The 21,687-nt window shown below is 59.9% G+C and carries 18 protein-coding genes; 13 read left to right on the top strand and 5 right to left on the bottom strand.

The genetic code is table 11. The annotated features are described in order from the left end of the window. Positions 1-54: 54 nt before the first annotated feature. Positions 55-555 carry a hypothetical protein gene (locus MJQ68_RS08675; RefSeq protein WP_238750650.1) on the bottom strand — a complete coding sequence of 167 codons (501 nt, stop codon included), beginning with the start codon at positions 553-555 and terminating at the stop codon, positions 55-57. Positions 556-1,310: 755 nt separating this feature from the next. Here MJQ68_RS08675 and MJQ68_RS08670 point away from each other — a divergent pair. Together MJQ68_RS08670 and MJQ68_RS08665 are read left to right on the top strand one after the other, a co-directional pair. Then, complete coding sequence (locus tag MJQ68_RS08670; RefSeq protein ID WP_238750649.1) at positions 1,311-2,579, top strand: parallel beta-helix domain-containing protein; 1,269 nt, start codon at positions 1,311-1,313, stop codon at positions 2,577-2,579. A gap of 8 nt (positions 2,580-2,587) precedes the next feature. Then, positions 2,588-3,700: an SO2930 family diheme c-type cytochrome gene (locus MJQ68_RS08665; protein ID WP_238750648.1), complete on the top strand. Its 1,113-nt coding sequence runs from the start codon at positions 2,588-2,590 to the stop codon at positions 3,698-3,700. Positions 3,701-3,719: 19 nt separating this feature from the next. On the opposite strand, the gene mnmG is transcribed toward MJQ68_RS08665, so the two are convergent. Further along, the gene (gene mnmG, locus MJQ68_RS08660; protein ID WP_238750647.1) at positions 3,720-5,585 is read right to left on the bottom strand and encodes a tRNA uridine-5-carboxymethylaminomethyl(34) synthesis enzyme MnmG; all 1,866 of its coding nucleotides are present in this window, start codon (positions 5,583-5,585) and stop codon (positions 3,720-3,722) included. Positions 5,586-5,902: 317 nt separating this feature from the next. Between mnmG and MJQ68_RS08655 the strand changes: the two genes are divergently transcribed. From MJQ68_RS08655 to nqrF, 6 genes are all read left to right on the top strand, one after another. Then, positions 5,903-7,513 (top strand): Na(+)-translocating NADH-quinone reductase subunit A, encoded by a 1,611-nt coding sequence (locus MJQ68_RS08655; RefSeq protein WP_238750646.1) that lies wholly within the window; start codon positions 5,903-5,905, stop codon positions 7,511-7,513. A gap of 48 nt (positions 7,514-7,561) precedes the next feature. Beyond that, on the top strand, positions 7,562-8,962 hold the full coding sequence (locus MJQ68_RS08650) for an NADH:ubiquinone reductase (Na(+)-transporting) subunit B (protein WP_238750645.1): 1,401 nt from the start codon (positions 7,562-7,564) through the stop codon (positions 8,960-8,962). Between the two features lie 13 nt (positions 8,963-8,975). Then, complete coding sequence (locus MJQ68_RS08645; protein ID WP_238750644.1) at positions 8,976-9,728, top strand: FMN-binding protein; 753 nt, start codon at positions 8,976-8,978, stop codon at positions 9,726-9,728. A gap of 56 nt (positions 9,729-9,784) precedes the next feature. After that, complete coding sequence (locus MJQ68_RS08640; protein WP_238750643.1) at positions 9,785-10,543, top strand: NADH:ubiquinone reductase (Na(+)-transporting) subunit D; 759 nt, start codon at positions 9,785-9,787, stop codon at positions 10,541-10,543. 81 nt (positions 10,544-10,624) lie between these two features. Then, positions 10,625-11,239: an NADH:ubiquinone reductase (Na(+)-transporting) subunit E gene (gene nqrE, locus MJQ68_RS08635; protein ID WP_238750642.1), complete on the top strand. Its 615-nt coding sequence runs from the start codon at positions 10,625-10,627 to the stop codon at positions 11,237-11,239. A 63-nt stretch (positions 11,240-11,302) separates the two neighbouring features. Continuing rightward, on the top strand, positions 11,303-12,577 hold the full coding sequence (gene nqrF, locus MJQ68_RS08630; protein WP_238750641.1) for an NADH:ubiquinone reductase (Na(+)-transporting) subunit F: 1,275 nt from the start codon (positions 11,303-11,305) through the stop codon (positions 12,575-12,577). Positions 12,578-12,661: 84 nt separating this feature from the next. Here the strand turns inward: nqrF and MJQ68_RS08625 are convergent, their stop codons facing one another. Genes MJQ68_RS08625 through fabG form a run of 3 tightly spaced genes read right to left on the bottom strand, consistent with a single transcriptional unit; the run spans position 12,662 to position 15,689 of the window. After that, positions 12,662-14,266, bottom strand: a complete 1,605-nt coding sequence (locus MJQ68_RS08625) for a cellulose synthase family protein (RefSeq protein ID WP_238750640.1) — start codon at positions 14,264-14,266, stop codon at positions 12,662-12,664. Between the two features lie 2 nt (positions 14,267-14,268). After that, positions 14,269-14,958 carry a glycosyltransferase family 2 protein gene (locus MJQ68_RS08620; RefSeq protein WP_238750639.1) on the bottom strand — a complete coding sequence of 230 codons (690 nt, stop codon included), beginning with the start codon at positions 14,956-14,958 and terminating at the stop codon, positions 14,269-14,271. Beyond that, positions 14,958-15,689, bottom strand: a complete 732-nt coding sequence (fabG, locus tag MJQ68_RS08615) for a 3-oxoacyl-[acyl-carrier-protein] reductase (RefSeq protein WP_238750638.1) — start codon at positions 15,687-15,689, stop codon at positions 14,958-14,960. The genes MJQ68_RS08620 and fabG overlap by 1 nt, the downstream gene beginning before the upstream one ends. 97 nt (positions 15,690-15,786) lie before the next feature. Between fabG and MJQ68_RS08610 the strand changes: the two genes are divergently transcribed. From MJQ68_RS08610 to MJQ68_RS08590, 5 genes are all read left to right on the top strand, one after another. Next, positions 15,787-16,086 carry a YbaB/EbfC family nucleoid-associated protein gene (locus tag MJQ68_RS08610; protein WP_238750637.1) on the top strand — a complete coding sequence of 100 codons (300 nt, stop codon included), beginning with the start codon at positions 15,787-15,789 and terminating at the stop codon, positions 16,084-16,086. Between the two features lie 29 nt (positions 16,087-16,115). Beyond that, positions 16,116-18,023 (top strand): cation:proton antiporter, encoded by a 1,908-nt coding sequence (locus MJQ68_RS08605; protein ID WP_238750636.1) that lies wholly within the window; start codon positions 16,116-16,118, stop codon positions 18,021-18,023. Between the two features lie 86 nt (positions 18,024-18,109). After that, positions 18,110-18,526, top strand: coding sequence for a hypothetical protein (locus tag MJQ68_RS08600; protein WP_238750635.1), 417 nt, complete (start codon positions 18,110-18,112; stop codon positions 18,524-18,526). A 42-nt stretch (positions 18,527-18,568) separates the two neighbouring features. Continuing rightward, positions 18,569-20,137 carry an NAD(P)/FAD-dependent oxidoreductase gene (locus tag MJQ68_RS08595; RefSeq protein ID WP_238750634.1) on the top strand — a complete coding sequence of 523 codons (1,569 nt, stop codon included), beginning with the start codon at positions 18,569-18,571 and terminating at the stop codon, positions 20,135-20,137. Then, a complete protein-coding gene (locus tag MJQ68_RS08590) occupies positions 20,134-21,471 on the top strand; it encodes a glycosyltransferase 87 family protein (protein ID WP_238750633.1) in 1,338 nt (445 codons plus the stop codon). Before MJQ68_RS08595 ends, MJQ68_RS08590 begins: the two co-directional genes overlap by 4 nt. Positions 21,472-21,687 lie beyond the last annotated feature (216 nt).

Below are 21,687 nucleotides of genomic sequence, written 5' to 3'. Positions count from 1 at the left end.
GGCTCTGTGCATAGCTTCTTCCGCCGGTGAGTTTGTGAAAGCACTTTATCCTACCTAAGAGTCCATGTCCGATACATTTCGTAAACGGTGTAAGACTTGCGTGAGCAGGTCTCTACTTTTACAGGTCAGTTTGAGATCAGGTATATCCGTGTAATCCACCGTTATATCGTACAGATTCGTCTCGTCTAGCGTATCCCCGGATAGTAGGTGGTATCTGTCCGCTGACTCACCGAACTTACAGACTGTGAAGATCGCATCGATCCACTGCTTTTCGATCAACAGGCCTTCAGTCACTTTGGTGGAGGGTATGCCCACCCCGCTAATCTCCTTGGCTAATGTATCGAACGCATGAAACTCCAGGTCATAAGCGCTGATCAGTAGTAGCTTATACGGGGCTAACTCTTTAATGGTATAGTAGATGTCTCTGGGGGTGACGTTGCCCTCGATGGTCAATCGGTATTGATCTCCAAAAGTGCTGAGCTGATGCCATTTAATATACATATTATAAATAGTTGCTTCGCTTTTTACTCTATTGCAATTGAGTGATGTGCTCATCTTCTTAAGTTTACAAAGGTTGCAGGATATATTGGTCCGTATCTCTGCTGGGTTCGTGTATCGATAATGAACCAACAGTCGTTACATGGGTCACCCTCGTGAACTAGCTCGTCACTAAAAATACCATCTCGCTTACCGTATTGAGAGACATACGACCGGATTGAAATTGTGTCTATAATGCCATTGGCTTTAGCGTATACAAAGGGTTCTTCTAAGATTATGTCCTTTACTCCAGATAACAGCGTCGATCGGATAACTACACCTACCCTATTTTCCTGGCCGATCACTAGCTGGTTGAGCGCCCCTCCTTCAAAGATGTAGAATACATCGTTCCCCAGGGGTTCTATGCTGTCCGACATACCTCCACAAGACCAAATACATATTGGTAATAAGACGTAAAATATATTTCATAGCTAATATTTAGTGTGCCGATTTGTAAAAAAATGCGTAGGGAGTGCATAGCCAGCCAATATGAAGCTAATTGTCATATCGAGCGGTCGAAAGTTATATAGAAGACTGCAGTTGCGGCTAGTCTGCTCGATCGCCACCGACATCAAGCTAAGCCGCAGTTCCCAGCCAAGATCAGTAGCTTAAACGCGGGGGTGGAGTGGATACCCATACATCGCGGGGCGGACTCCTTGGGGTAGCAGCTGCATGGGGCACTAAACCTAAGACACTGACCGATCAGGACAAAATCCGCCAGTTGGTCCGGTATCCAGCAGGGAAGCACGATCGAAATGCCCTATCTTAGGAGTATGCGCCGCCTCCCTCTCCTGCTCACCGCCGCCGCCCTGTTGGTCCTGGCTATCTGGTACTTCGCTGCCGATGGTCGGCCCGGTAGCTACGATCCGGTGCGCGACTACCAGGACCGGTCGGAGGAACTGCTTACTCAATTCATCCTGGCCGAGGACAGCAGCACGATCGAGCTGCCCGCCGGCCACTTCCTGCTGGACAAAAGTCTGAGCCTGGATGGACGTACCGCCGTGACCATCCGTGGCCAGGGCATCGACCAGACGGTACTCAGCTTCCAGGGGCAGACCGAAGGCGCCGAGGGGCTGCGCATCAGTAACAGCCGCGATATTGTACTGGAAGACTTCACCGTGGAGGACGCCGCCGGAGACAATATCAAAGTGATGGATACGGACGGTATCACCTTCCGCCGCGTGAAGGTGGCCTGGACCGGAGCGATCGACGATGAGAACGGAGCCTACGGGTTCTACCCCGTGCTCTGCACCAATGTCCTGATCGAGGACTGCGTAGCCATGGGGGCCTCCGACGCAGGCGTATATGTAGGGCAAAGCCAGGACGTAGTGGTGCGTGGCAACGAGGTGTACCAAAACGTAGCCGGCATCGAGAGTGAGAACAGCAGTCGCGTCCAGATCTACGATAACCATTGCTACGACAACACCGGCGGCATCCTCGTCTTCAATCTGCCGGGACTGACGCGCTACGGCAACGGGGTAGAGGTTTTCAACAACAAGGTGATCGATAACAACCGGCGCAATTTCGGCGTCAAGGGGTCCATCGTCAGCACGATCCCGGCGGGTACCGGCATGTTGGTACTGGCTACGAAGGATGTTGCCATTCACGGTAACCAGCTCCGCGACCACGGCACGCTACAGGTCGGTATCATCAGCTACGACCTGGTCGACGGTATGAACGGCGGGGAGCCGGCGACCGCCCTACCGGACGACAGCGGCCTACGCGCGGTGGAAACGAACTACCGCGACATCGCTGCCTACGATCCCTATCCCGCAAACATCCGGCTCTACAACAATACCTACTCGAACGACCGCTGGCTGCCTAAGCTCGGGTCAGACTTCGGTAAGCTCTTTCTCACCAAACTCGGGCCCAACATTCCCGATGTGGCTTATGATGGCATCTGGCCGGCAGACCGCGAGGCTCCACAGGCGGCGGTCTGTGTAGAAGAGGACGCCGACATCCTCTACGTCAATTTGGACGCCGGCAACGACTTTGCGGGCTGGACCACCACCCGCCCGGACGCATCCTGTCGCGTAAAATGACGGTGCCCATGCGTTACTGCCTGATCGTCCTCCTGCTGGCCACCGCGCTCATCGCCTGCGATACCTCCCCCGACGATGCTGACCACCGAGCCACGACCGTCCCCCTTGCCCCCGCTGCTCCCGAGCAGTGGGACCGTAGCGAAGAGGTAAGCACGCACGGGCTGGGCGAGGCCTGGCTCTCCGACTACGGCTTCTTTACCGGTCGGCCAGCCGACCTGCAGCCCGCCCCCGGCGTGATCCCCTATGAAGTGGGTGCGCCCCTCTTTTCCGACTACGCCGGCAAGGCCCGTTTCGTTTACCTTCCGGAGGGCACCCGGGCCACCTACCACCCCACCGAGGTCTTCGACTTTCCCGTAGGTACGGTACTGATCAAAAATTTCTACTACGATACCCACGCCGTGCCCGTGCTGGGCCGCCGCCTACTGGAAACCCGACTGCTGGTGCGTACGGCCACCGAGTGGCGGCCGCTCTCCTATGTCTGGGACGAGGCCCAAACCGATGCCCGCTTCACCGTACTCGGAGCCCGGCTTCCGGTCGATTTCGTAGATGTCGAGGGCACCCACCGCACCTTTGACTACGCCGTACCCGACCTCAACCAGTGCAAAAACTGCCACGCCTGGGAAGGAACGACCCGCCCCATCGGCCCCAGCGCCCGGCAGCTCAATACCTCGGTTGCCTACGCCGACGGCGGAACGGCCAACCAACTGGACTACTGGACGGCCCACGACCTCCTCACCGGTGCCCCGGCCCCTACCGCCCGCCCCGCCGGCCTCACCTATGCAGCGGAGACTACCGACACAGACCGGGCCGCCCGCGCCTACCTGGATGCCAATTGCGGTCACTGCCACCGCCCCGAAGGCTCGGCCAAAACGAGCGGACTGGACCTCACCGTCTTCAACACCGACGCCTACCGCCTCGGTATCGCCAAGCCCCCGGTCGCGGCGGGCCGGGCCAGTGGCAACCTGCGCCACAGCATCGTGCCCGGTCACCCGGAAGAGTCGATCTTGCTGTATCGCATGGCCTCGGCAGAGGTAGGCGTGGCTATGCCAGAACTAGGACGGCGACTGGTAGACGAACGCGGCGTGGAGCTAGTAGCAAGCTGGATCAGGGGGCTGGAATAACCAGCTCGGGCCAGGACCCCTACCGCCCCAAATGCACCAGCAACACACTCACATCCGCCGGACTCACCCCGCTAATGCGGCTAGCCTGGCCGATCGTCACCGGCTTGAGCTTGTTGAGTTTCTGTCTGGCCTCCTTGGACAGCGCCGTGAGCTGCTCGTAGTCGAAGCTGCGGCCCAGCTTGATGCCTTCCAGCCGGCTCATCTTCTCTACGGCCTGCCGCTCGCGCTCGATGTAGCCCTCGTACTTGAGGGTGACCTCGGCGAGATTGACCGTCTCGGCGTCGTAGGGAGATAGGAAGTCGCGGAGGACGGGTACGGTATCGGCCAGTCCCTCCAGCGTGACGCCGGGGCGGGCCAGGACGGTATCCAGTTTGACGCCCTGCTTGAGGGCGGCGGTGCCTACGGACTCCAGGTAGCCGTTGAGCTGATCTGGGGTGATGGAATGGGCCCGCAGTTCGGTAGCGATCGCGGCTACACCCTCGCGCTTGGCTTGCACCCGCGTACCGCGCCCGTCCATATTACGTACGCCGAGGGCTTGAGCCATGGGGGTGAGGCGGAGGTCGGCATCGTCCTGCCGCAGCAGGATGCGGTACTCGGCCCGACTGGTGAACATGCGGTAGGGCTCCTCGGTGCCCTTGTTGATGAGGTCGTCGATGAGCACGCCGATGTAGGCCTCGCTGCGCAGCAGTACGAAGGGGTCGCGCTCCTGCACCTTCAGGGCGGCGTTCATGCCGGCGATGAGGCCCTGGCAGCCGGCTTCTTCGTAACCGGTGGTGCCGTTGATCTGTCCGGCGAAGTAGAGGTTCTCGACCAGACGGGTCTCCAGGGTAGGACCGAGCTGGGTGGGCTGGAAGAAGTCGTACTCGATGGCATAGCCGGGGCGGAACATCTTCATGTTCTCGAAGCCGCGCACCTTGCGCAGCGCCTTGTACTGTACGTCTTCCGGGAGGCTAGAGCTGAAGCCATTCACGTAGATCTCGCAGGTATTGCGGCCCTCGGGCTCCACGAACAGCTGGTGCTGGTCGCGGCCGGCGAAGCGGTCGATCTTGTCCTCGATGCTGGGGCAGTAGCGCGGGCCCAGCCCCTGGATGCGGCCGTTGAACATAGGACTGCGATCGAAGCCCTCGCGCAGGGTCTCGTGCACGTCCAGGTTGGTGTAGGTGACGTGGCAGGGCAGCTGGTCCACCAGCGGTGGCGTATCGGTGTAGCTGAAGCGGCCGGGGTTCTCGTCGCCGGGCTGCTCGGTCATGACGCTGTAGTCGAGGGTGCGGCCATCCAGGCGGGCGGGGGTGCCGGTCTTCATGCGGCCGGCCTCGAAGCCGAGCTCCTGCAGCTGGGCGGTGATGCCGGTAGAGGCACGCTCGCCGGCCCGTCCGCCACCGAGCTGCTTTTCGCCGATGTGGATGATGCCGTTGAGGAAGGTCCCGTTGGTGAGCACGACGGCCTTGCCGGGAATCTCCATGCCCAGACCGGTCTTCACGCCCGCGATCCTTCCGTCCTTCACCCACACGCCTACGACCATCTCCTGCCAGAAGTCGATCAGGGGGTGGGCTTCCAACTTTTCGCGCCAGTTGAGGGCGAAGGCCATGCGGTCGCTCTGCGCACGCGGGCTCCACATCGCGGGACCCTTACTGCGGTTGAGCAGGCGGAACTGTACCATAGTCTCGTCGGTCACGATGCCGGAGTAGCCACCCAGCGCGTCGATCTCGCGCACGATCTGTCCCTTACCTACGCCGCCCATGGCCGGGTTGCAGCTCATCTGTGCGATGGTCTGCATGTTCATGGTCACCAGCAGGACCCGGCTGCCGAGGTTGGCCGCCGCTACCGCTGCTTCGCATCCCGCGTGCCCCGCCCCAACCACAATCACGTCATACGTAGGAAACATAGCTCGTCCTTTAGTCCAGTGCTGCTAACGCCAGGCCAAAGTTAAAAGTTACGCAAACGCTCTGCGGGTTACCAGCCCCCCTCTCCAGCGAAGCGGCTGGAGAGGGCCGGGGAGAGGTATAGAAAGCAGGCGGCACACCAACTAACGGGCGCGGACGCAGGTGCCATGTAAACTAGATAAAATCTAAATAAGCCCCGAAACCTCTCCTGACCGAGTGTGCCCGGCGTAGAACTACGTTAAGTCGTAACTTTGCCCCGATTTCTTCCCCCGTCGGCTGCCCGCAGTCCGATTTACCGCCATATAACGCTGCCCCGCGTATGAAAATCTTGAAACCGGCTGGCTTTTCCCTGCTGCTCGTCACTGCGCTGCTGCTGCAGTCCCAGTCCTCCCTGACGGGGGGCAACCTGGTGTTCTACAGCATTGCTGCCCTGGCCTTGATCATCTTCTTCTTCATCGTAGTGAGCGTGGCCGACAACTTCATGGTCATCGAGTCCAAGCAAATGGGCCTCGACAACGAGAAGGAGGCCGGGCTGTTTCCCCACTTCAACCAGCTGTTTCAGAGTAAGCAGCCCGACTACCTGAAGAAGGCCCACGTCTTCACCCTGCGGGCCGGCTACGATATCCCCATGGCGGGCGAGCCCGTCGAAGATATCCGTGAGCCGAAGGTGACCCGCTTCGCCATCAGCCCCCCCGATTACTTCGGGCTGCGGCCTATCCCTAAGGTGGTGGTCGAGGAAGGCGATACGGTGAAGGCCGGCGACCCCATCTTCTACGACAAGCAACTGAGCCGCATCAAGTTCTGTGCCCCCGTCAGCGGAGAGATCCTCTCCGTGACCCGCGGCCTCAAACGCTCGATCGCCAACATCGTGATCCTGGCCGATAAGGAGCAGCAGTACCGGGACTACCAACTGCCCAAGCCTACAGCCTCCCGCGCCGAGCTGGTCGACTTCCTGCTCGAAAGCGGCGTCTGGCCCGCAATCCGCCAGCGGCCCTACAATGTGGTGGCCGATCCCGACCTCGTGCCCCGCGACATCTTCATCTCCACCTTCGATACCGCCCCCGTAGCTCCCGACCTGAAGCTGGCCGTGCGCGGCCGCATGGACGTCTGGCAAGCCGGCATCGACGTGGTGCGTCGTCTGACCGAGGGCATCGTCTACCTGGGCCTCGACGGACGGGCTGATCAGGAATCCCCCTACGCCATCACGCGCGGGGTAGAAAAGCGCTACTTCCGCGGAGCCCACCCGGCCGGCAACGTAGGCACCCAGATCCATCACATCCACCCCGTGGGTACGGGCGACAATACCGTCTGGACGCTGGCCGTCGAGGACGTACTGCTCATCGGTGAGCTGTTCCAGAACGGCCGCTTCGACACGAGCCGACTGGTAGCGCTGAGCGGCAACAGCTACGCTACGCCCCACTATGTAAAGACCTACGCCGGCGCCAACATCGGCGAACTGCTGGCTGGTGAGACGATCCGGGAGAACTCGCGCATCATCAGCGGTGACGTGCTCTCGGGTACGCAGACCAGCGAGGGCGGCTTCCTCAACTACTTTGACAACCAGGTGACGGCTATTCCCGAGGGTGACGAGGCCGAAATGTTCGGCTGGTTGTTACCCCTGAGGGACCGTGCGTCCATCTCTCCTACCATTCCGGTACTGAGCAACCAAATCGACATCACGACCAACAGCCACGGCGAGAAGCGGGCCTTCGTAGTCAACAATGATTATGAACAGGTTCTGCCCATGGACATTTACCTTACGCAACTCATGAAGTCCATCATCGTCAACGACCTGGAAAGCATGGAAGGACTGGGCATTTACGAGCTCGTCCCCGAGGATGTAGCGCTGGCGGAATTCAGCTGTGTGAGCAAGCAGCCACTGCAGCAGATATTGCGTCAGGGACACGACACCATGATTGCGCAAGGTTAACTATACAATAGTCGGGCTGTTTTCCTATACAGCCTACACCCATTAGTTATGAAAGCATTAAACGAGTTCGTCAGAAAGTTCGAGCCGGACCACGCTACCCAGCCGCTCCTGCACACGACCTATGACGCCTTTTATACCTTCCTCTTCCAGCCCGGTACCACCACCAAGGGTGGCGTGCACGTGCGGGACGGCATGGACCTGAAGCGGCAGATGGTCTGGGTGGTACTCGCCCTACAGGTACTGTACATCTTCGGTACCTGGAACATCGGCAACCAGCACTTCACGGCGCTGGGCCGGTACACCGGTCTGCTCGAGGGCCTGCACCTCAAGATCGTATACGGACTGATCCAGATCATCCCCATTTTCGTGGTCACCCACGTGGTCGGTCTCGGTATCGAGTTCCTCTACGCCGCCAAGAAGGGCCACTCCGTCGAGGAGGGTTTCCTGGTATCGGGTGCGCTGATCCCCCTGATCATGCCGCCGGACATTCCCCTGTGGATCCTGGCCGTTTCCGTCGCCTTTGCCGTCATTCTCGGCAAGGAAGCCTTCGGTGGTACGGGTATGAATATCTGGAACATCGCGCTGCTCTCCCGCGTGTTCATCTTCTTTGCTTACCCCACCACCATTTCCGGTGATGAAGTATGGGTGAGCGGTATCGAGAAGGTGGATGTAGGTGTGTACGCCAGTGAGGCCTACACCTTCGTACACCATGGCTTCGACTGGTTGTTTGCCGGTCTGGGCTGGAATACCTTCGGCCTGGGGGGCCAACTCGTAGCCGATGGCTACACCGGCGCCACCCCGCTGGGCATTGCAGCCAAGGAAGGCTGGGCGGGCGTCTCCGCCGTCTACGATCAGAGCTCGATCTTCTGGGGCAACATTCCCGGCTCGATCGGTGAATCCAGCGTACCCCTGATCCTGTTCGGTATGGCCTTCATCATGTTTACCCGCATCGCCGACTACCGCATCATCGTAGGCGGACTGATCGGCTTCATGGTAGGTGGCTTTATGCTCAACGCCATCGCCCCGAGCGAACTGACCGCAGATACCCCCGGTATCTTCAAGTTCATGGCTATTCACCCGCTGCGGCAGATGATCATGGGCAGCTTCCTGTTCGCGATCACCTTCATGGCTACCGACCCCGTCAGTAGTGCAGATACGCCTACGGGCAAGTGGATCTACGGCTTCCTGATCGCCTTCATCGGCCTCATCATCCGGGTACTGAACCCGGCCTACCCCGAGGGCTGGATGCTTTCCATCCTGCTGCTGAATACCTTCGCCCCCCTCATCGATCACTACGTTTACCAGGCCAACATCAAGCGCCGCGCCAAGCGGACCGCCAGCATGGCCATCACCCGCGACGAGATCATCACCAAGCGTGGTGACGTAGACGTGTTTACCCCCGAAAACGATGAGGATTACCGTCCTGTCGGAAACGTAGGTATCTACTAAACTCCCCCCTGCCATGAGCACCAAATACATTTATACCTTCGGTACCATCATGACGGTCGTCGTGGCCCTCGTACTGGCGGGTTTCCGTACGGCTACCGCCGATGCCGCAGCGCGTAACGAGGATGTCTTCAACAAACGGGAGATCCTGGCTACCGTAGCCGAACCCCTGGAAGCTGCGGGCAAGCCCGTGGGCAGCCTGACGGACGAGGAGGTCCTGCAGATCTTCGACGAGCAAGTACAGCAGGTGGCAGTCAATGCCGCCGGTGAAGAAATCACTGATGTCGACTTTGCCAGCATCGACCTGGCTACGGAATACAAGAAGGCCGAGAACGAGCGGGCTTACCCCGTCAATATCTTCAACCTCAACGGTGACCGCTACTACGTCTTCAGTGTGCGGGGTAACGGACTCTGGGATGCCATCTGGGGCAATATCGCCCTGGCCGGTGACCTCAACACGGTGACTGGAGCCAGCTTCGACCACGCCGGTGAGACGCCCGGTCTGGGTGCCGAGATCAAGGATAATGCCGGTTGGAAGGCGCAGTTCAAGGGCAAGAAGATCTATGACGGCGACAAATTCGTCAGCATTATCGTCCGCAAGGGCGGAGCGGTCAATCTCGACCACGAAGTAGACGGTCTTAGCGGAGCCACGGTGACCGCTGACGGCGTGACCAAGATGCTCTGGAACGGTCTGAAGGCTTACGAGCCCTTTATCGAGGAGCAGCGCGCGGAGACCGCGTCGGAGGCTACCAGCATGAACCTTAAGTAAATATCCCACCGCGATCCGGTACCGCAGGGTCCGGATCGCGGTATTTCTATTAGCACATGGCAGAATCAACTGAACTCAAAACAGGCGTTGTAGCAGACAACCGGCCCGAGGAGAAGCAGCCCATTTTCGGTAAGAAGGAGGCGATCCTCATCACCGATCCACTTCTCGACAACAACCCCATCACCATCCAGGTACTCGGTGTGTGTTCGGCCCTGGCCGTTACTTCGCTGGTGTACCCTTCGCTGGTTATGGCCGTAGCTGTAGTCTTCGTGTGTGGCCTGTCCAGCCTGTTCACCTCGCTGATGCGCAACATCATCCCGAAGGCCGTGCGACTGATCGTGCAGCTCGTCATCATCGCCACCCTGGTGACCCTGGTGAACGAAGCGCTCAAGGTGCTGGCCTTCCCGGTCTATAAGCAGCTGTCCGTATACATCGGTCTCATCATCACCAACTGTATTGTGATGGGCCGTCTGGAAGCCTTCGCGATGGCCAACAAGCCCTGGCGCTCCTTCCTGGATGGGATCGGCAACGGACTGGGCTACGGACTTATCCTGGTGGCCGTAGGCGTAGTACGCGAGCTGTTCGGTAAGGGTAGCTTGTTCGCCGGCTCCCCCATCGCACTGAACATCATCGGCCCCAGTGGAGCCACCACGGATTACCTGATCAATACGGCCGCCGAGAGCGGCATCGGTAGCTTCTTCGGTTGGTACGCTAACAACAACCTGATGGTACTGCCCGCGGCGGCCATGTTCGTGATCGCGGTATTCATCTGGATCCAGCGTAGCTACAACACCAAGCTGGTCGACGTATCGTAGGAGATAACTCCCGTACCGATCTACTAGCACGTATCTGACTCCCTTATCGCCGCAACGCACTGCGCCGCAAATTTCTTCCCAATGGGTGATTTTCTCAATATTTTCATCAAGTCGGCCTTCATCGAGAACATGGTGCTGGCCTACTTCCTGGGGATGTGTTCCTTCCTGGCCGTATCCAAGACCCTGAGCACGGCGACCGGACTGGGCCTGGCGGTCATCTTCGTCCTCGGCGTCACGATGCCCATCAACTGGGTGATCAACGAATTCATCCTGATCCCGGCCGATCTGGAGTTCCTGCGCTTCATCCTCTTCATTGCCGTAATCGCTTCTACCGTACAGCTGGTGGAGATGGTGCTGGAGAAGTTCAGCCCCGGCCTCTATACAGCGCTCGGTATTTTCCTTCCGCTCATCACGGTAAACTGCGCCATCCTCGGTGGTAGCCTCTTTATGGTGAGCCGGGACTACAATCTGAGCGAGTCGGTGGCCTTCGGTCTGGGTGGTGGCTTCGGCTGGTTTCTGGCCATCATTGCGCTGGCGGCGATCCGCGAGCGGATCCGTTACAGCAACGTCCCCCCCGCACTGCGCGGCCTGGGCATGGCGTTCCTGATCACGGGGCTTATGGGTATTGCCTTTCTGAGCCTCACGGGCATCGACCCGGCCGTCTTCGCGGGCTGGTCACCTCCCGTTGCCGAGTAAGTTTTACCCTGTACCGATAAACCGCCGGTCGTCATTCCGGCTTACATATAAAATTATCCCATCATGATCACCATTGGAGCCGCGGTCGTCGTTTTTACGCTCATCGTGCTAGCCCTCATTACGATGCTGCTGGTCGCGCGCCGCAGACTCGTCCCCCAGGGCGAGGTAAAGATCATCGTCAACGGAGACACCGAGAACCCCCTGCTCGTGCAGCCCGGCAGTTCGCTACTCAACGCGCTGTCCGACAAGAGTGTATTCCTTCCCTCGGCCTGTGGCGGAGGTGGCACCTGTGCCATGTGCGAATGCGAGATCACCAAGGGTGGTGGCGATGTACTCCCCACGGAGCTCAACCACCTCACCCGCCGCGAAGTCGCCGAGCACAAGCGCCTGGCCTGCCAGGTGAAGGTGCGTCAGGATATGGAGATCCATATCCCCGAGGAGATCTTCGGTATCAAGAAGTGGGAGTGTACCGTAGACCGCAACTACAATGTAGCGACCTTCATCAAGGAATTCGTGGTGCGGCTGCCCGAAGGAGAGAGCCTCGACTTCGAGTCCGGCGGCTACATTCAGATCGATGTACCCAAGGTGACGGTCGACTTCAAGAATTTCGACATTACTCCCCACCCCGTGTTCCATAAGGGAGCACCCGCCGACAAATTCAAGCCCGACTGGGATAAGTTCGGTATGTGGGACTTCACCATGAAGAACGACGAGGAGCAGTTCCGCGCCTACTCCATGGCCAACCACCCCGGAGAAGGTGACATCATCATGCTCAATATCCGGATCGCACCCCCGCCCTTCGACCGGCAGAAAGGTGCCTACATGGACGTTAACCCCGGTGTCTGTTCCAGCTACGTCTTCGACCAGAAGCCCGGCGATAAGGTGGTCATTTCCGGCCCCTACGGTGAGTTCTTCATCAAGCCGACCGACAAGGAGATGATCTACATCGGCGGTGGTGCCGGCATGGCCCCCCTCCGTAGCCACATCTTCCACCTCTTCCATACCCTGAAGACCGACCGCAAGGTCAGCTACTGGTACGGTGGCCGCTCCAAGGCAGAGCTCTTTTACACCGAGGAGTTCGAAGCGATCGAGCAGGACTTCCCCAACTTCAAGTACCACATCGCCCTGAGCGATGCCCTGCCCGAAGACAATTGGGACGGCCTCACCGGCTTTATCCACCAGGCGGTGCTGGACAACTACCTCAAGGAGCATCCCGAGCCCGAAGAGATCGAGTACTACCTCTGCGGTCCTCCCCTGATGCTACAGGCCGTCCAGAACATGCTCGATGAGCTGGGTGTCCCCGAAGAGAATATCGCCTTTGACGATTTCGGTAGCTAGTAGCTAAGCCCGCAATGAAAAGCCCCGACTCACAGCGTGAGTCGGGGCTTTTTTATGGTTGCAGTCCTATACAGATCAGACCCGCTATCCGTCCTTCGCCAGACTAAGGTGCTTAATGCTGAGGAAAAAGATCGCTCCGAAGCCCAGCGCCAGCAGTCCGTGAAAGACCACGAAGGTGGTATTCTGTAGGTGAAAGCCTCCCCAAACCGCAAAGAGGAAGTATACACACAGCAGGCCCTCCCCGAGGGTGATCAGGCTCAGCCGGCCGGAGACGTACTTCGTCGTCCGGAGCTTATCGCGCACCGACTTGATGTTGAACTTCGGCGTACGCACGAAGGCGCTCTTCTTGCCCCGGTAGCCCTGCAGTACGGCTACTGAATTGTGTAGCGACAGGCCCATACTCAGTGCCAAAAAGAGCGGAAACAGAAAGACGAACTTGAACACGGACTTACCGAAGCTCGGCTCCTTATTCGCCACGCTCTGCACGTTGGCTACGTAGTAGATACCGATCACTGAAAGCAGCCCCGTAAGGAATACGGCAAAGAAGTTCTTGCTGAAGCCCAACTGCGCCAACTCGCCGAATAGGAACAGCAGGGGCACACTAAATACCGCGCAGAGAAATACGAACAGGAAGATCGAGGAGGCTAGCAGGTGGGCCGTCGCGTGTACTTTATGGTTCCAGGGTAGGGCACTGCGCCAGACGTCCGGCAGCATCTTGCGCGCCGTCTCCGCACCGCCCTTCATCCAGCGGTGCTGCTGACTCTTGAAGCTGTTCATCTCGATCGGCAGCTCGGCCGGGCTCCCCACACGCTCCAGAAAATGAATGCGGTAACCGGCCAACTGGCTCCGGATACTCAGGTCCAGGTCTTCGGTCAGCGTATCGGGTTGCCAGCCGCCACCGGCCTCGATGGCCGCCCGCCGCCACACGCCTGCCGTACCATTAAACTGTAGCAGGTGCCCCCCGTTCATGCGCCCCACCTGCTCCACCGTGAAGTGTACGTTAAGCTGCAGGGCCTGCAGGCGGGTGATGATGCTGTACTCCTGGTTCAGGTGCTCCCAGCGGGTCTGCACCACCCCGACCTTCGGGTCGGCAAAGTGCGGGATCGTACGCTGCAGGAAACTCGGATCGGGCACAAAGTCCGCATCGAAGATCGCCATGAACTCCCCCCGCGCTTCCGCCATTCCGTCGCGCAGTGCACCCGCCTTATATCCCTGCCGCTCGGGGCGGATGATCTGCCGGATCTGGAACCCCTCGGCGGCATACGCGCGCACCTTTTCCGCGACCAACTCTACCGTCTCGTCGGTGCTATCGTCCAGGATATGGATCTCGTAACGGTCTCTGGGGTAATCGAAGGCCGTCACCGCGTCGATCAGTCGCTCGATCACGTAGTACTCGTTGTAGATCGGTAGTTGTACGGTCACGAAGGGATAGGCGGAAGCGGGCGGGGTCGCAGGTGCGGGGGATACCGCTACCGGGCCATCTTCGTGGGCGGATGCGGCCACCAGCGCAGCATTGCCTACCCTGGCCGTACGGACCGCCGAGAGCTGCTCGAACGATACCGGGTGCTGCGTGGGGTCGGGACTCTGCTTGTAGTGGTACAGCAGGTTGAACTGCAGCAGGCAGTAGACCGTGATGTACAGTAGGCTCAGGGTGTAGACCGCCAGTACCACAAGTGCCAGTACCGTCATGCTCAGAGGAGTTTAAAAATGGTCCACAGGATCTTATGTCCGGCCAGGAAGGTGCCCCGTACCGTTCCCGATATCTTGGATATACCGATGCGGCGACGGTAGCGCACCGGCACCTCCGTACAGCGTAGCCCGGCCTTAGCGGCGCGGACCTGCATCTCCACCGTCCAGCCGAAGTCGGGGTCCTGCATGCCCAAAGCGAGCAGCGCCGGATACCGAATGGCCCGAAACGGTCCCAGATCGGTGAACTCATAACCGTAGAACAGGCGGATAAGATTTGTGGCCAGCCAGTTGCCAAACACCTGTGGTAGCGTCATACTGCCCGCCTCTACCTCCCCCAGGGCCCGCGAGCCGATGACCAGGTCATAGCCCTGCTCCAGGATCGGGGCGATCAGCTCGGGCAGCTGCTCGGGGTAGTCGCTGTGGTCTCCGTCAATAAAGACGACGATGTCAGGCTGCTCGGCGGCGGGGCGCTCGGCGATATGCTGCATTCCCCGTAGACAGGCCGAGCCGTAGCCGGGGCGCCGTTCCGTGACCACCGTTGCACCGGCGGCCGCGCCCACTTCGGCGGTGCGGTCGCGACTGTTGTTGTCGCAGACGATGACTTCGCGCAGCAGGGCGTGCGGCAGCTCGGCTACGACCAGCCCGATGCTAGCTTCTTCATTGTAGGCGGGTATGATGACATCGACGATCACTACGATAGGCCGCCGTCGACGCTGAGTACCTGTCCGCTGACGTAGCTGCTCATGTCGGAGCCCAGGAAGATGCACACCTCGGCGATTTCCTCGGCCCGGCCGAAGCGCTTGAGGGGGATGTTGCTGAGGTAACCCTGGCGGACCTGGTCGGGCAGCTCGTCGGTCATGTCGGTCTCGATGAAGCCCGGGGCTACGACGTTGCAGCGGACGTTGCGACTGCCCATCTCCTTGGCGATGGACTTGCTGAAGCCGATGATGCCGGCCTTGCTGGCGGCGTAGTTGGCCTGACCGGCATTGCCCTGGATGCCGACGATGCTGGACATACTGATGATGCTGCCGCCGCCACGCATCATCGTGCGCAGGGCATGCTTGGTGAGATTGAAGACGGACTTGAGGTTGTTGTCCATAACCGTGTCCCACTGTTCCTCGTTCATGCGCAGCATGAGGGTGTCGCGGGTCACGCCGGCGTTGTTGATCAGGATGTGGAGTCCGCCCAGATCGGCGACGACGGATTTGATCAATTGCTCGGCGGCGCTGTAGTCGGCGGCATCGCTCTGGTAGGCGGTGACCTGCTCGCCCAGTTCTGCGACGAGGGCCTCGGCGGGACCGGCGGAACTGCGGTAAGTGAAGGCGACCCGGGCGCCGGCGGCGGCCAGGCTACGGACGAGGGCGGCACCGATGCCGCGGGAGCCGCCGGTGATGAGGGCGACTTTGCCGTCGAGTAATCCCATAATAGCTTTATTTGGTGACGGCCAAAGGTAGGATAAACTAAAAAGCCCGCCCCGGCCTTTACCAAGTTCACGAAATGCCCACGCTATGTTTGGAGATATGATGAAACAGATGGAAGAAATGCAGGCCAAGATGCAGGAGCAGCTCGGCCAGCAGACCTTCGAGGCCGAGGCCGGCGGCGGCGCCATCAAGGTGACCTGCGACGGCACCCGTACGATCCAGAACGTCAGCATCGACCCGGAGCAGGTAGATCCCAGCGACCTGGAGGCCCTGGAAGACCTGCTGGTAGTAGCCACTAACCGGGCGCTGGAGAAGGCCGCGGCCTACGAAGCACAGCAGGCTGGTGGTATGATGGACAATATGCTTCCCGGCGGACTGGGCAGCCTGCTCGGCGGATAAACCCTACTTTACCCCCTAGCTGATCAGGTATGGAAGAACTCGCGGGCATCATCATACTCGGCATCTTTGCCCAGTGGTTTGCCTGGCGGGTGAGGGTGCCGGCGATCCTGCCGCTCATCGTGATCGGTCTGCTGGTAGGACCACTGTCCACCCTCTTCACGGCCGACGGCAGTAAGCTGATCTCCCCCATCTTCGAGGTGGTCGGGGAGGAAGGGGAGGGCCGTGGCTTGTTCCCTGGGGAATCCCTGTTCTACTTCGTGAGTCTGGCCATCGGCATCATCCTCTTCGAGGGGGGGCTGACGCTGCAATTTCGGGAGGTGAAGCAGACCCAGCGGTCGATCCTGCGCCTGATCTCGATCGGTAGCCTGATCACCTTCCTGGGGGCGGGACTGGCCGCACACTACATCATGGGACTGGGCTGGAGCATCAGTTTCCTGTTCGCCGCCCTCATCATCGTGACCGGCCCTACGGTTATTGCCCCCATCCTACAGAACATCCCCCTCAACCGCAATGTGAGTACGGTGCTGAAGTGGGAGGGCATCCTGATCGATCCCCTGGGGGCCCTGGTGGCGGTACTGGTCTTTGAGTTCATCAGCTCTACCGATCACGGGCTGGGCTTTACGGGCGAGGCGGTACGCACCTTCGTGCAGATCATCATCTACGGGGGTACGCTGGGCTTCCTGGCCGGCTACGGACTGTTCCACATCATCAAGCGGGAGCTGGTACCTCACTACCTGCTCAATGTATTCATCCTGGCCTACGTGCTGCTCATCTTCGTGGTGAGCGATCAATTGGCCCATGAGTCTGGTCTGCTAGCCGTAGTAGTGATGGGACTGGTACTGGCCAACAAGGACGTACCCCGCATCAAGGAGATCCTGTCATTTAAGGAATCGCTGAGCGTCCTACTCATTTCCATCCTATTCATTCTGCTGGCGGCCAATATGAATATGTCGGAGCTGCGGCTACTGACCGAGGATTGGCGGCCCCTGGCACTGTTCGGCTTTGTGATCCTGGTGCTGCGCCCCCTGAGCGTATTCATCAGCACGGCCCGGGGTAATCTGGATATGAAGGAAAAGCTGTTCATCAGCTGGGTAGGGCCGCGGGGCATCGTGGCGGCGGGTATCGCCTCGCTGTTCGGACTGAAGCTAGCGGCCGACGGGGTGCCGGGGGCGGAGTACATCACGCCGCTCGTATTTATGATCGTGCTCGGTACGGTTCTGATCAATGCTACGACGGCCCGCTTTGTGGCGCGCCTGCTGGGTGTCATTCAGGATTCCTCCAACGGGGTACTTATCCTGGGGGCGACTGACTTTGCTATCACGATCGCTGAATACCTCGACGGAGAGGGGCGGGAGATATTCCTGGTCGACAGTAATTCCGGAAACATCAAACGGGCCCGCAAGAAGGGGCTGCGGGGTATCGTAGCCAACATCTACAACTCCGACCTGAGCGATGAGTATGACCTGCTCGACGTAGGCTACATGCTGGCGCTCACTGGCAGCGACGACGTCAACTCCTATGCCATCAACCGCTACGAAGACATCTTCGGGGAGCGGGGCGCGTACCGCCTGATCTCCACGGAGGAAATGAAGGGTGAGGTCACGCCGGATCAGGCCGGCCATATCTTTAGTCATACCGACGACTTCATCAACTTCAGTGAGGCCCAGCGGGAGGCCGCCGTGGTGCACGAGCGGCCGCTGTACAGCCAGCGCGAACTGCTCGATCTACTCATCGAGGCCCGGGGGGAGAACTACTCCGTACCGCTATTCATCAAGGAGCCGGACGGACAACTGCGGGTACTACCCCAGGATCCGGAAGCGATCGACGTAGACTCCGGGGGCTACACGCTGGTGTACCTGGGTGTAGAACTACCGGACGTCGCGCAGCCCCGGCCAGTGGCTCAAGATCAGGAAAACGGACAAAAATCCGTACTTTGATCAGGTTTAGCGTTCTATAGTTAGTAGCGGTGTGCACCAAACCAGCGTTCGCCACCGTTTTCAAACCAACTGGAAATAGTACTCACATGCGTCATTTACTCACCCTGGCTCTAGTAGCCTGGGCTGCTCTGTCCCTTGCACAGGACCCGGCAGACATCTTTCACAAGACCGTCGACGTCGACCGGGTAAACCGGATATCCTTCGATGTATACCCCAACGACAGGGTCGAATACCGGACTTGGCCCGGTGATGACGTACTCATCGAGACCAGCGTCGAGATCGCCAACGCCAAGCAGGATATTCTCGACTTCTACATGCGGCAGAACCGCTACGTGCTCAAGCCCGAAGTAGAGGGCGATGCCATGTCGCTCGTGAGCTTCGACAAGACCCGCCGCACCGTCAAGGGCACCGAGGGCAATGCCTTCGAAACCGTAACGATCGTCGTCTACCTTCCGGAAAACTTCACGTCGACCGCCGACGGACTGTACACGCGCAACCAGTAGTAGTCCACCGCCCGCCGCCGGCAGTGCGTACCTTTGGGGCCGATGCCCACCACTGTAGAAATCAAGCTTCCCCCCGCCGTCCTGCACGATGCAGCGGCGCTCCGCCGTGCCGTCAGCCGCAAGACCAGCGTGCCCGAGGCCGAGCTGGGCAAGCTAACGGTCGACCGCCGTAGCATCGACGCGCGGGGCAGCCAGCCGGTCTACCGCCTGCGGGTCGCGGTGCAGGATGCTGACGAGCCCACTGCCGCCGCGCCTCCCGGCTTCGAGCTTCAGGATGTATCGGAAGCCCCCACGGTAGTCATCATAGGCTGCGGACCGGCCGGTATGTTTGCCGCTCTCGAGCTCATCGAGCTGGGGCTAAAGCCCGTAATCATCGAACGCGGAAAGGACGTGCGCGCCCGCCGCCGCAGCCTCCGGGCGATCCAGCAGTTCGGTGAGGTCGACCCCGATTCCAACTACTGCTTCGGAGAGGGTGGTGCCGGTACCTACAGTGACGGTAAGCTCTACACCCGCAGCCTGAAGCGGGGCAACTACCTCAAGGCCCTGCACACCCTGGTCGAGCACGGCGCCCAGGCGGATATTCTCATCGATGCCCACCCCCACATCGGCTCCAATAAGTTGCCGGCCGTGGTCGGTAATATGCGGGAGACTATCCTGAAGTGCGGCGGAGAGATCCGTTTCGGTCACCGCCTGACGGATCTGGAGTATACCACGGACTTGACCGCCCTGCACATCGTCGATCCCGACGGCAGTACCTACCGCCTGGCCGCCGAGGCCTTCATTCTGGCCACCGGTCACTCGGCCCGCGATGTATACCACCTGCTGCACGCCCGGGGCATCCGGCTGGAGGCTAAGCCCTTCGCCCTCGGGGTGCGCATAGAACACCCGCAGCCCCTCATCGATAAGATCCAGTACGGGCAGGAACAGCGGGAGGAGAACCTGCCGGCCAGTAGCTACAAGCTCGTCACCCAGGTGGGTGACCGGGGGGTGTTCAGCTTTTGCATGTGCCCGGGCGGACTGGTCGTACCCGCCGCCACCGCCCCCGGCGAGCTGGTCGTCAATGGCATGAGCCTCAGCCGCCGTGACAGCCCCTACGCCAACTCCGGTACGGTAGTCGCCGTGGAGGTGGAAGACCTGTCCCCCTTCGCCGACGCGGGCGTGTTTGCCGGTCTGGCGTTCCAGCAGTCCGTCGAGCAGGCGATGTTCCGCAGTGGAGACGGTACCCAGCGGGCGCCCGCCCAGCGGCTTACGGATTTTGTGCAGCGGCGCGTTTCCCAGGACCTGCCGGATACGAGCTATATCCCCGGGCTACACGCCGCACCGATGCACGCGCTGCTACCGGATAGCATCTACTCGAAACTACAGGAGGGCGTCAAGGCCTTTGGCCGCAAGATGAAGGGCTACTACACCGCCGAGGCCAACGTGATCGGTACCGAGAGTCGCACGTCGTCCCCGGTACGCATCCCGCGTGACCGCAAGACCTACCAGCATCCCGAGGCGGCTTCCCTATTCCCCTGTGGGGAGGGGGCGGGCTTCGCCGGTGGCATACTGAGTGCGGCGATGGACGGGCAGAACGTAGCCCGTGCCGTGGCCGCAAAAGTGGGTGGATGAGGTTGCTCGTCCGTAGCGTAGGCGGTCTTTTACTGACGGCGGGGGTGCTGTACCTGGGCTATCTCGTAGACCGTACCGACTTCCATTCGCTGTTTACCGCCGTCGCTGCTGCCTTTCTGGGTTATCTGCTGATCGTATGGCGGCCCGTCGCCACGCCTCTGCGCTACTGGATCGGGCTGGGTATCGTGCTGCGGGTTCTCCTGGTCTTTGCCTTTCCCCAGCTGAGCGACGATGTGTACCGCTTCATCTGGGACGGAAAGTTGGTCGCAGCCGGCCACAACCCTTTCGCGCAGCTGCCGGCCTACTACCTGGAGGCCGGCCATAGCGTAGCCGGCCTCAATCAGGCACTCTTCAACCGGCTCAATTCCCCGGACTATCATACGATCTACCCACCGGTAGCCCAGGCCGTGTTTACGCTGGCTGCCTGGCTCAGCCCCAACAGTTGGTACGGGGCGGCGGTAGTGATGAAAACCGTCCTTCTGCTGGCGGAGCTGGGCAGCGTCGTATTGCTGTACCGCCTGCTCGGTACGTTCGGTCTTCCCCCCGATCGGGTGCTGTACTACTGGCTCAATCCGCTCATCATCGTAGAGATCGTGGGTAACCTGCACTTCGAGGGCATGATGGTATGTTTCCTGCTCCTGAGCCTCTACCTACTGACTAAAAGTAGGTATGGCGGGGCCGCGGGTGCCATGGCGGTGTCCATTGCCAGTAAGCTCCTGCCCCTCATGCTGCTGCCCTTCCTGCTGGGCCGGCTCTGGCGACGGTCGTTCTGGGTGTTCTTCGGAGTGCTCGGCGTAGCTACCGGACTCCTCTTTCTCCCGCTGCTGCTGGGTAGCGGATTCATCGAAGGCTTCGGGGGGAGTCTGGACCTCTACTTTCGGACCTTCGAGTTCAACGCCAGTGTGTACTACCTCCTGCGGGCCTACGGCTACTACGAGCTGGGCTGGAATCAGATCGCTCGCTTCGGACCCCTACTGGCACAGGTGGCGGCGGGGCTGATCTTCATTGTGGCCCTGGCGGACCGCAGGACGGACTGGCGGAGTCTGCCGGGACTGTGGCTGGCCGCCTTCATCATCTATCTGTTATGTGCCACTACCGTACACCCCTGGTACCTGGCCGTACCGATCGCGCTCTGTGGATTTACGCGCTGGCGCTTTCCGCTGCTGTGGTCATTTCTCATCATGCTCACCTACGTGAGCTACACCGTGATACCGTACCAGGAGAATCTGCTGGTGGTAGCCGTAGAGTACGGCCTGGTAGCAGGCTGCTATGTATGGGAACGGCAGACCGCAAAAAAAGAAAGGCCCGCACGTGGTGCGGACCTTCAGATGTAGTATTTTAACTACCGAAATAACTGGAATTTAGAGCGCCTTGGCGCTAGGGATTACAATACAAACCTTCAAAACCGGTGGGGAGAAAACCAACAATCCCGCCACCAAATCAAATGAACACGCTTTTTGGAAAAACACGAGGAGAAGTTGCACCTTCCCCTTCGATACCTCAAAGATAGGGGGAGGGGTAGGGGGGGGACCACCCCACGGTCGTGGGGT

The sequence above is a fragment of the Neolewinella maritima genome (assembly GCF_923081025.1).
Taxonomy (GTDB): domain Bacteria; phylum Bacteroidota; class Bacteroidia; order Chitinophagales; family Saprospiraceae; genus Neolewinella; species Neolewinella maritima.
This window is presented reverse-complemented; position numbering and strand designations above follow the sequence as displayed.